The sequence below is a fragment of the Bartonella tribocorum genome, from assembly GCF_002778015.1.
Classification (GTDB): Bacteria; Pseudomonadota; Alphaproteobacteria; order Rhizobiales; family Rhizobiaceae; genus Bartonella; species Bartonella tribocorum_B.
In genome coordinates this window covers 17,837-28,333 of the sequence record NZ_NJPP01000021.1, presented here as the reverse complement: position 1 = coordinate 28,333, position 10,497 = coordinate 17,837, and the positions used below count along the sequence as shown (strand labels likewise).

Annotated in this window: 10 protein-coding genes, 1 tRNA gene and 1 pseudogene; 4 read left to right on the top strand and 8 right to left on the bottom strand. The window is 37.2% G+C overall.

Features of this window, described 5'->3' with window-relative positions; all coding sequences use genetic code 11:
* Nucleotides 1–260: pseudogene (locus CEV08_RS06355) on the top strand (phage terminase large subunit family protein); the annotation flags it as partial.
* A 59-nt stretch (nt 261–319) separates the two neighbouring features.
* On the opposite strand, the gene CEV08_RS06350 reads toward CEV08_RS06355, so the two are convergent.
* The 4 genes from CEV08_RS06350 to folE form a co-directional block, all read right to left on the bottom strand.
* Nucleotides 320–820 (bottom strand): hypothetical protein, encoded by a 501-nt coding sequence (locus CEV08_RS06350; protein WP_100130849.1) that lies wholly within the window; start codon nt 818–820, stop codon nt 320–322.
* Between the two features lie 132 nt (nt 821–952).
* A complete protein-coding gene (locus CEV08_RS06345) occupies nt 953–2,140 on the bottom strand; it encodes an alpha/beta hydrolase (protein WP_100130848.1) in 1,188 nt (395 codons plus the stop codon).
* Nucleotides 2,141–2,318: 178 nt separating this feature from the next.
* Nucleotides 2,319–2,403 (bottom strand) — tRNA-Leu (locus CEV08_RS06340).
* 141 nt (nt 2,404–2,544) lie between these two features.
* Nucleotides 2,545–3,165: a GTP cyclohydrolase I FolE gene (folE, locus tag CEV08_RS06335; RefSeq protein ID WP_100130847.1), complete on the bottom strand. Its 621-nt coding sequence runs from the start codon at nt 3,163–3,165 to the stop codon at nt 2,545–2,547.
* 127 nt (nt 3,166–3,292) lie between these two features.
* On the opposite strand from folE, the gene CEV08_RS06330 reads away from it, so the two are divergent.
* The 3 genes from CEV08_RS06330 to thrS all read left to right on the top strand — a co-directional run bounded on the left by CEV08_RS06330 (nt 3,293) and on the right by thrS (nt 6,159).
* The gene (locus CEV08_RS06330; protein ID WP_100130846.1) at nt 3,293–3,754 is read left to right on the top strand and encodes an iron-sulfur cluster assembly scaffold protein; all 462 of its coding nucleotides are present in this window, start codon (nt 3,293–3,295) and stop codon (nt 3,752–3,754) included.
* Nucleotides 3,721–4,071, top strand: coding sequence for a membrane protein insertion efficiency factor YidD (yidD, locus tag CEV08_RS06325; protein ID WP_100130845.1), 351 nt, complete (start codon nt 3,721–3,723; stop codon nt 4,069–4,071). The genes CEV08_RS06330 and yidD overlap by 34 nt, the downstream gene beginning before the upstream one ends.
* Before the next feature lie 111 nt (nt 4,072–4,182).
* Nucleotides 4,183–6,159 carry a threonine--tRNA ligase gene (gene thrS, locus CEV08_RS06320; RefSeq protein WP_100130844.1) on the top strand — a complete coding sequence of 659 codons (1,977 nt, stop codon included), beginning with the start codon at nt 4,183–4,185 and terminating at the stop codon, nt 6,157–6,159.
* Between the two features lie 1,126 nt (nt 6,160–7,285).
* On the opposite strand, the gene CEV08_RS06315 is transcribed toward thrS, so the two are convergent.
* From CEV08_RS06315 to plsX, 4 genes are all read right to left on the bottom strand, one after another.
* Nucleotides 7,286–7,789: a MerR family transcriptional regulator gene (locus tag CEV08_RS06315; RefSeq protein ID WP_100130843.1), complete on the bottom strand. Its 504-nt coding sequence runs from the start codon at nt 7,787–7,789 to the stop codon at nt 7,286–7,288.
* Nucleotides 7,790–7,969: 180 nt separating this feature from the next.
* Nucleotides 7,970–8,293 carry an integration host factor subunit alpha gene (locus CEV08_RS06310; RefSeq protein ID WP_100130842.1) on the bottom strand — a complete coding sequence of 108 codons (324 nt, stop codon included), beginning with the start codon at nt 8,291–8,293 and terminating at the stop codon, nt 7,970–7,972.
* Nucleotides 8,294–8,370: 77 nt separating this feature from the next.
* Nucleotides 8,371–9,345, bottom strand: a complete 975-nt coding sequence (locus CEV08_RS06305; protein ID WP_100130841.1) for a beta-ketoacyl-ACP synthase III — start codon at nt 9,343–9,345, stop codon at nt 8,371–8,373.
* 49 nt (nt 9,346–9,394) lie between these two features.
* The gene (gene plsX / locus CEV08_RS06300; protein WP_100130840.1) at nt 9,395–10,465 is read right to left on the bottom strand and encodes a phosphate acyltransferase PlsX; all 1,071 of its coding nucleotides are present in this window, start codon (nt 10,463–10,465) and stop codon (nt 9,395–9,397) included.
* Nucleotides 10,466–10,497 lie beyond the last annotated feature (32 nt).

Here is a 10,497-nt window from a genome sequence, read left to right as displayed (position 1 = left end):
GCATAGCCCCAGCGCGAGCACGTGACAGCGGGAATACCATGTTTTCGAAAGAGTTTGATGGTGGAGCACTGATGCTTACAGGAGCGAACAGTGCAGCTGGTCTACGTTCTATGCCTATTCGTTATCTGATTTTGGATGAAGTGGATGGTTATCCTCTCAGTGTCGATAACGAAGGTGATCCAGTGATGATTGCGGAAAAGCGCACATCAACCTTTGTACAACGAAAGATCTTTAAATTGTCCACCCCAACCCATCGTGAACAGCATTGTTTTCTGTAAAATTAATTATCTATCCGCTTAACTCAAAGAACTTTTATTGTTTAGCTTTCCTGTTTTTTCTCAAAGAGATGTGGACTTTCAACAATGAGCCTTTCTCGTGCTTTTTGTAACTGTTTAATGACTTCATCAATTTTTGATGGAGAACAAACAGATTCTTCGCTATTCAATAAATGCAGCCTCTCCTTTCCCTCATATAAACATTGAATCTGAGATTGAAGTATTCTAATTTCTTGAAAAAAAAGACGTCCAGTTTCCTTAAACCCATTGTTAAGTGAAAAAAGTTGATCGGAGATGGAGAGCAAAATTTGTTTTAAAAAGCGCTCATTTTCTTGGCGTTTACGATATTCTAAAATAAGAGCATGGCTTATTTCATCTAATTGTTTTTTGGTAGAATCAATTTGACGCAATAAATTTGGTTTTTCCCCCATATCACCTTTTCTCACCTTCACAAGCATAGCATGAATTTCTAATAACTTAATTGCGGAATGAGATAAATAATTAACAACTGTAGGCGTATTGATATGGCTTTTCCGTGCAATCATCACAAACTCACCTAATAACTGTTTTTTATACTCAGCCCGCTATTTCTTTTATTTTACAAAGTCATTCTAAAGAAAGTGCTAAAAAATATTCCTCCAATGCATTATTCGATAGTCTTCCTTCCTCTCTTTTTTCTACCTACCTAGAATCCGTGGAGAGAGAAAACGTAAAGGTGTATAAAGAATAAGATGTGTTGTTTTTTCCAACACACTACTACTATCTGCAAGAAGAGCTTGACTAGGTGACAATTCCGTACCTTGCATAATTGTTGAAGCCAAAGAACCTTCTCGAGAAAGAGCCATTAATGTTGGCGAAGACGCAAAGACATTATGTGCTCCCCCATCCACATGGGAGAAATCAAGAACAGTTATTCCATTTTTACGCAACATTTCAATATCTGAGCCATCACCCACACGATGATGTCCACCCGTAAGATGTCCTGAAACAGCAAGAGCCTTATCCGCTCTGGATACTAAAATTGCTGTTGGCTGTGGAAGCTTTTTTATATCATTAAGTTGGCGCTCAAATACATCAATATCAATGTCTGGTGCAGCCATTAATAAACTTGTAATACGACGAATAGGTTTATATTTTCCCTGTAGAGCTAAAGTTCTAAATGCTTCCATTATAACAAAATTGCCCATAGAATGTGCAATAACCGAAATCTGATCAGCATTGGTTTCACTAATAAGTGTCAAAAGTTCCATCAATCCGTCACGGGCAAAATTAGCACTGTCACGATCATAAATATAAAGGGGAACTGATCCAGCAGAAGGCCAAGAATAATGTACAGCGACAACATTTAAAGAATAGTCGTGTGTAAACTGTGCTGTACGAAATGTACCGTCTGCAAAATTATTATTATATCCATGAATAAAAAGAAAAATTTCTCTTTTTCCTTTTGGCTTTTTTTCTAAAGCAGCATTTAATTGCTGTTTAAACTGTTCTTTATTATCGTACTTTTGCAATGCTACTGCTGCAAAATACTTATCATGCGTGGGTTTATACGCATTTATTTCAACAACTCCCTTTACATGTTGCTGTGGAATTCCTACGTCAACGCGATTATAATGTACTTTATTGGATCGCTCTGAGCCATAAGGTTGAGCGTAATTATTTTGCATCCTACGACTTGTTGCTACATACACTGGAACGATGGCTTTTGGAGAAATCGGTTTTCCCTCAACTTCTCTTTCTACTGCAATCATAGAAGGAGTTGCGTGCACCCCATGCCAGAGGACAGCACGAGAATCGCTACATGCTGATAATAAAGAAACACCAATAAAAAGTGTTAAATACCTAAAAAACACAATACTTCTCACTGCAACTTCACCCCACCTATAAAAACAATGCACAGATAGAGTAATAAAATATGACTAAAATGCCAAAAAGTAACACACAAAAAAAGATTTTTCTATAATGGGAAAGATTTTTCTATAATTCGCATAGATCTCCCCCTTTTTCTATACAACTTCTCGTTATAAAGAAATTAACTGCCAATGGTGCGGTCGAGAAGACTCGAACTTCCACGGGTTGCCCCACAGCGACCTCAACGCTGCGCGTCTACCAATTCCGCCACGACCGCACGTGGTTTAGCAAAATATTTTAGTTTTCAGCCTTTAACAAATCAGAAAGAAAGGTACAAGCCTATTTTCTCTTTCCCATAATTTATTTTATCCGGATGATTTATAACTTAATAAAGATTACTGAAAAATATGGGCTTTAACTATGATTTTTGAACCATCAGCATAAAATGTGCTTGTGCAGCTTGATCTTTTTCATAATAACCATGAAATTTTTTCGTAATTGTTGTAGACCCCTGCTTTTGGATTCCTCTCATAGCCATACACATGTGCTCAGCCTCAATCAATACTGCCACACCACGAGGTTTTAGATGCATTTCTAAAGCATGAGCCACTTGCGCTGTCATAGCTTCTTGTGTTTGTAAACGACGAGAAAAAATATCGACAACACGCGCTATTTTTGAAAGACCAACAATTTTTGCATCAGGAAGATAGGCTATGTGCGCTTTCCCAATAATTGGGATCATATGATGTTCACAGTGCGAATAAAAAGGGATATTTTTTACGATTACCGATTCATTGTACCCTGAAACCTCTTCAAAAACTGTTCCTAAAGTTTCTTCAACTGATTGACGATAACCATTAAAAAGCTCCCGATATGCCTTGGTTATACGTTTTGGAGTCTCTAAAAGCCCTTCTCTACTTGGATTTTCGCCTATCCATAAGAGTAATGTACGAATCGCTTCTTCCACCTCTTCAATACTCGGACGCTTTTCCTCAGATAAAAAAGAATCCTTTGCGCCTTCTTTTAAAATATTACGCATTCAAAAACTCCAACCTTACTCTGATACAAAATATTTGCTGCAGACTTATTCCATTTCGTATAATCTCTATATAAGCGAATTAAAAGTTTAAACAATCACGTCTTTTATAAATTTCAGGCAATAGTGCATGAGTGATAATATCTATAGTGATAAAATACTTGAATATGCTGCACATATAGACAAAATTGGGCGTCTTAATAATCCTGATGCAACATCAAAAAAGCATGCACATCCTTGCGGCTCAACAATCACTGTAGATTTAAAGGTAAAAGACCATATCGTTACGGATTTTTCTCATGAAATACACGCATGTGTGGTAGGGCAAGCCTCAGCATCACTTTTAGCATCTCATATCATCGGACAAACAACACAAGATCTTAAAATATTACGTGAAGTTATCTATCAAATGTTAACGCAGAATGGTCCTTCTCCTCAAGCTCCCTTTGAGGCTTTCTCTTGCTTACAGCCCATTAAAGATTATAAAGTGCACCATGCTGCAACACTACTACCCTTTGATGCAACGATAGACTGTATTCAACAAATTGAAGAAGATAAATGCTCAAATCACAGTTTCGACAAAAAAAAATGACCCGAAATTACACAGGTACTTGGCGAAAAACACCTGGACGATTGTTGGGTATTTTCTTAATACGTTTCTATCAAATAACGCTTTCGAGTCTTATAGGCAATCAGTGTCGCCATGCCCCAACTTGTTCAGAATATATATATGAAGCGATCGCACGCCATGGGCTTTGGGCAGGCGCATGGATGGGACTCTTTCGTATTATGCGTTGTGGCCCCTTTGGAACAGATGGCTTTGATCCAGTCCCTCCCTCGCTTGGACGCTCTTGCTGTTTTTATAAACCTTGGCGTTACTGGAAAATTTCTGACAAACACAACAAATAATCCTTTTCTTTTTTCATATGTATTGATAAAAAATTAGTCTATAAGCTTTTTACTCAGTTTTCACGAAACCATCCGCAATCGTTGGCGGAATTGGATTAAAGGGGTGTTTTTATGTCTTGCTCTATTTCTCTTTCTTTTCCCGATGGTTCAAAACGTAATTACCCCGCCGAAATGACAGGCTTGGAACTAGCAGAATCCATTTCCAAATCACTCGCAAAAAAAGCTGTTGCCTATAGTCTTGATAGCATCATGCGAGATCTATCGGATCCATTAGGACAATCTGGTCAAGTAGAAATTATTACCCGAGAAGATTCACGTGCTCTTGAGCTCATAAGGCATGATTGTGCCCATGTTCTTGCTGAAGCAGTGCAAGAACTCTTTCCTGAAACGCAAGTAACAATAGGCCCTGTGATTGAAAATGGATTCTATTATGATTTTGCACGCCAACAACCTTTCACATTAGATGATCTCACCGTCATTGAAAAAAAAATGCGTGAAATTATCCAACGCAATAAACCTTTTAGAAAAGAAATTTGGTCTCGTGAAAAAGCAAAAAGAATTTTTTCTGAGAAGAAGGAATTTTATAAAGTTGAACTTATTGAGAGCATCCCTGACAATCAAGATTTAAAAATCTATTATCAAGGGGAGTGGTTTGATCTTTGCCGAGGGCCACACATGCAATCTACAGGACAAATTGGAAATGCTTTCAAATTAATGAAAGTCGCAGGAGCTTATTGGCGTGGTGATGCCAATAATCCAATGCTTACGAGAATTTATGGAACAGCATTTTCGAATGAAAATGACTTAAAAGCCTACCTCCATATGCTAGAAGAAGCTGAAAAACGTGATCATCGCCGCTTGGGACGTGAAATGGACTTATTTCATTTTCAAGAAGAAGGGCCAGGTATGATTTTTTGGCACAAAAAAGGCTGGAAAATGTTCCAAAATTTGATCAACTATATGCGTAGACGCCTTGATGATCATCAATATGCCGAAGTTAATGCACCACAAATTTTGGATAAATCACTTTGGGAAATATCAGGGCATTGGGGCTGGTATAAGGAAAACATGTTCAAAGCAATTCCAGCAGCAGAAGATTCAGACCATGAGAATGTTTATGCCCTTAAACCAATGAATTGTCCTGGTCATGTGCAAATTTTTAAACATGGTTTAAAATCTTATCGTGATTTGCCTATTAGACTTGCTGAGTTTGGTCTTGTTCATCGTTATGAACCTTCAGGCTCTTTACATGGTCTTATGCGTGTGCGTGGTTTTACACAAGACGATGCGCATATTTTTTGTACTGATGAACAATTAGCTGATGAATGTCTCAGTATTAATGATCTTATTTTATCAACTTATGCGGATTTTGGTTTTAAAGAAATTAGTCTTAAGCTTTCAACGCGTCCAGAAAAACGAGTTGGATCTGATGCCTTATGGGATCATGCAGAAAGCATCATGGAATCTGTCCTTAAAACAATAGAAACAAAATTTGCAGGACAAATCAAAACAAGCATCTTTCCGGGTGAAGGGGCATTTTATGGTCCAAAATTTGAATATACATTAAAGGATGCTATCGGTCGTGAATGGCAATGTGGAACAACACAAATAGACTTTAATCTTCCTGAACGTTTTGGTGCATTCTATATTGATAAAGATTCAGAAAAACGCCAGCCTGTTATGATCCATCGCGCCATTTTTGGATCAATGGAGCGTTTTCTTGGTATATTAATCGAAAATTTTGCGGGGCATATGCCGCTTTGGCTTGCTCCTGAACAAATTGTTGTCGCAACAATTACATCTGAAGCAAATGAATACGCCCAAAAAATAACAGCAAGACTGAAAGCTGTTGGGCTTTCTGCAACAACAGATCTCCGCAATGAAAAGATTAACTATAAGATACGAGAACATTCTTTACAAAAAGTTCCTGTCATTTTGGTCTGTGGCAAACGTGAAACCGAAACAAACAGCGTAAATATGCGTCGCTTAGGAAGTCAAAATCAAACTTTTTTATCTGTAGAAGATGCAATTAAGCAACTCTTAAATGAGGCTATGCCTCCAGATTTACAGCGTGTAATAAATGCATAACATCATGGAAGATGGTGAGATTCTAGTTTCTTACAATAAATCATTAATGTTTGTACACGATCAAATGATTTAATCGTATCGTGTTTTTTGGTTTGATATATGATTACCGATCATCAGTCAAAACCACGTGATCACACTTTACGAGGTAAATTGATGAAAAAGTTTAATGTAAGAGCTATAAGCTTTTTAAGTGTAAAAATTGTAGATCATTAAATACGAATAACTCATAGCATGATCTTTTATCTTTATAACAGAAAGATAATGCTACCCTCATGAATAGATTGTTGTGATAATGGCATCACCATCAAGCAAGAAAGTTAAAAACAGGATTACCATAAATGCGTAAATGAGTCGAATAACGATGTCTCTTCTTCATGGGATATACCTTTATAAAAAAAACACAATACTTTTATATATAATGATAATCTACCGTTATTCATATTAAACAAGAATCTTGAATATCATAGGATTCTCTCATTTTAGATCTGTTTATGTTACAGCAATCAAAATCATACGTTTGCACATGACAAGCGGAATCACACCCGCGTGGATAAAAAACTATTTAGAAAGGACTAAAAAATGCCTAAACCGTTTCAAATTCCAAGGGTTTGTTGCAAAATTAGGCACTGATAGAGTGTGTGATGGTGCAAAGCTTACTGCTTCACAAATGTAAAAAGAGCAGAGCTCAATAAATTTAACACTATAGCATTCATGAACACTGTCGCAAAATGGGCTTGAAAGCCCTCATAAAAGTCTCATTAAAACAAGTATGAGAATTAAAAACCCAATAACGTTCTATAAAAGCACCCCAAAATCTACACTGACGAGATATCGCTTTAACTTCTCTTAAGAGCTATAAAGCCAAATCAAAGGAGGAAAATAAAATTCAGCATTCATTTTTTCCCTCTTCATATTTTTTACAAAATTAAAAACTCTTACTCAAAAAATATTCAGCCACACACACATGGTATATTCGTTACTCGTTTAATATATAAAGCTCGGGCCACATTTATAAAATATCTAAATATCTATAAAATACATTACTGTGCTAAACGCTAAATATTGATTTATAAAAATTTTTAAAACACATGTTTTGCTAACAAAGAAGTAACATATAATATTATTGTTATCGCGCTCTATCAAGAACACGCTTACATTCAATGAGTTCAAACAGGATTTCTTGCAACAATGCTTTATCGGTTTTATCTTTGTAAAGATTTACAGAACCAACAGAGGTTTCTCCCTCATTCCTCATAAAACTCAAAAGCCCAAAAGAAGACTTTTTAGGCTTATTGCTGGTATTTTCAAAAGTTTGTCTTGCATGTTTTTTCTCTATGACAACACTCATGGCATCAAGATCGCCATTCCCAAATGCAGTCACAAACGCAACACCATTTTCTTTCAAAAGACGCTGCACACCTTTTACTGTATAACCCTGATCGTACAATAACTGCTTAATACCATTGAGCAAATCAACATCGACCGGACGATAGTAGCGCCTTCCTCCCCCACGTTTCATTGGCTTAATCTGCCTAAAACGTGTTTCCCAGAATCTCAAGACATGCTGCGGAAGCTCCAATAATTCCGCCACTTCGCTAATTGTACGAAAAGCATCAGAGCTTTTATCCATTTCGCAACACCTTATCTAAAACACGATAAATGATTCGATAATGATTCATTCCGTCTTAATTTCTCAACAAGATTAGTTAAAAATAGGACCTTGACGATTTACTAAACAGTCTTTTACAAAAACACGGGTCTTCATTTTATACATTTCTTAACAAACACCAAACATTACCATGGCGTTTATTTATGAGACATCATTTTTCTGTCTTGCACGATGCGAATCTAAAATTCTCTGTTTAAGGATATTTGCAGCCTTAAATGTTACAACACGTCGCGGCGGAATAGGTGCTTCAACACCTGTTTTGGGATTGCGTCCAATACGTTCATTTTTACTGCGAATCTGAAAAGTTGCAAAAGAAGATAACTTTACCGCTTCACCTCTTACAAGTGAGTTGCAAATCTCATCCAAAACCAATTCTACCAAAGCTGCTGATTCAGTATGCGACAAGCCCACCTTTTTACAAACTACGCTCGCTAAATCTGCACGCGTTACTGTCTTACTTGTCATTATAACCACCTATCAAAATATTAAAAATTACAACATGACTTATACGTCTTATTCAAATATGGTCAAGTAACCATGATTTACCAACGAATAAGAATTGCTCCCCATGTAAATCCACCTCCCATGGCTTCTAACATAATAAGATCTCCTTTTTTTATTCTTCCATCGCAAAGAGCTGTTGTTAAAGCCAACGGAACTGATGCTGCAGACGTATTACCATGTTGATCAATGGTAATTACAACTTTGTCTGGTGAAATTCTCAGTTTTTTAGCAGATGCTTCAATAATGCGCTTATTCGCCTGATGAGGTACAAACCAATCTAGTTGTGAAGAATCCATACCTGCAGCTGCAAAACAATCATCAACCACATCCGTTATAATACCAACAGCATGTTTAAAAACTTCTCGTCCTTCCATACGCAAATAGCCTGTCGTTTGTGTTGTTGAAGGTCCACCATCAACATACAACTTATCGATATAAGCGCCATCAGAACGCAGTTTCGCAGACAATATACCACGCTCAAAAGCAATATCCCCCTCAACTTCTTGTGCTTCCAAAATAGCAGCCCCTGCACCATCACCAAATAAAACACATGTCGTACGATCTTTCCAATCTAAAATTCGAGAAAATGTATCAGATCCAATAACTAAAATTCTTTTAGCTGCTCCACAGCGTAAATAAGAATCCCCTGTTGTTAAAGCAAAAATAAAACCAGAGCAAACAGCTTGAATATCAAAAGCAAATCCATGCCTCATTCCCAAAGCATGCTGAATTTCAACAGCAGAAGCAGGAAAAGTACGATTGGGCGTTGAGGTTGCTAAAATAATACAATCAATATCCTTTATCGTAAGACCAGCATTTATAAGAGCTGCTTGTGCAGCTTCAACGCCTAAAGAAACCGTTGTTTCATTTTCATTGGCAATATAACGTTGATGTATTCCTGTACGTTGAACAATCCATGAATCTGATGTTTCAATAAATTTTGCAATCTCATCATTTGATAAACTTCTTTTCGGCAAAGCACTTCCTACACCACGTATAATTGATCGAATCATTCAGCTCTCACCTTTTCTTCAGATTTTTTACTTCCATTATAAGAACTCATCATAAGGATTCTCCACTCATCGCCKTTTCATCTTCCTGATCAAAAAGTKTTTCTTTATTTTCATRAAACCGCCGTAAATCAGCCGTTATTTTTTGTAAGAGTCTATTATTAACCATTTCATAGCCAACACGGATAGCAGAAGCAAAACCATTAGCATTCGCACTGCCGTGACTTTTTATGACAACACCATTCAAACCTAAAAGCACTCCTCCATTCACCCTATCGGGATCCATTTTGTTTTTCAGTGTACGAAAAGCACGCCGCGATAAAAAATAACCAAGAGATGTTAAAAAAGAACTGCGCATTGCAGAATTTAAAATCTCTGCTATCTGCCGCGCAGTCCCTTCTGCAGTTTTTAAAGCAATATTACCAGAAAATCCTTCTGTTACAACAACATCGACAGTCCCTTTTCCAATGTCATTGCCCTCAACAAATCCTTTATATTCTAATCCTTCTAATTGCACTTCACGCAATATCATTCCTGCTTTTTTTATTTCATGAAGCCCTTTAGCCTCTTCCACCCCCACATTTAAAAGTCCAATACTTGGTTTTTCAATGTGATATAAAGCGCGAAACATACCTGCTCCCATAACCGCTAAATCAACCAACTGACTAGCAGATGCACCAATCGTTGCTCCAATATCTAAAACGATACTTTCATTGCGAAGTGTTGGCCAAATGCCCGCAATACCAGGGCGTTCAGCCTCTGCCAACATTTTTAAACAAAAATAAGACATGGCCATCAGTGCCCCCGTATTACCAGCAGAAACGCAGGCATCAGCTTCACCCTCTTTTACCGCTTCAATGGCATACCACATTGATGATTTACCACGTCCATTGCGAAGTGCTTGGCTTGGCTTTTCATCCATGCGTGTATAGCTTTCTGTAGGATAAAAGCGCGACACGGAAWCCAAGCAGGGATATTTTTTTAAAACCTGCTTAACAACCTCCTCTATCCCATAAAACAGAAAATAAATATTTGATAAATATTTTTGGACAATTGCCGCTCCTGCAATAGCTGCTTCTGGACCATAATCACCACCCATGACATCCACAGAAATTCTAATCACGCTTGCATATCCCACATCTTTTTATTTACATT

Bases quoted from the DNA above. Each gene is read 5' to 3' on its own strand.
- CEV08_RS06350 (WP_100130849.1), bottom strand. From the start codon at position 820: ATGATTGCACGGAAAAGCCATATCAATACGCCTACAGTTGTTAATTAT.
- folE (WP_100130847.1), bottom strand. From the start codon at position 3,165: ATGCGTAATATTTTAAAAGAAGGCGCAAAGGATTCTTTTTTATCTGAG.
- CEV08_RS06330 (WP_100130846.1), top strand. From the start codon at position 3,293: ATGAGTGATAATATCTATAGTGATAAAATACTTGAATATGCTGCACAT.
- yidD (WP_100130845.1), top strand. From the start codon at position 3,721: ATGCTCAAATCACAGTTTCGACAAAAAAAAATGACCCGAAATTACACA.
- thrS (WP_100130844.1), top strand. From the start codon at position 4,183: ATGTCTTGCTCTATTTCTCTTTCTTTTCCCGATGGTTCAAAACGTAAT.
- CEV08_RS06315 (WP_100130843.1), bottom strand. From the start codon at position 7,789: ATGGATAAAAGCTCTGATGCTTTTCGTACAATTAGCGAAGTGGCGGAA.
- CEV08_RS06310 (WP_100130842.1), bottom strand. From the start codon at position 8,293: ATGACAAGTAAGACAGTAACGCGTGCAGATTTAGCGAGCGTAGTTTGT.
- CEV08_RS06305 (WP_100130841.1), bottom strand. From the start codon at position 9,345: ATGATTCGATCAATTATACGTGGTGTAGGAAGTGCTTTGCCGAAAAGA.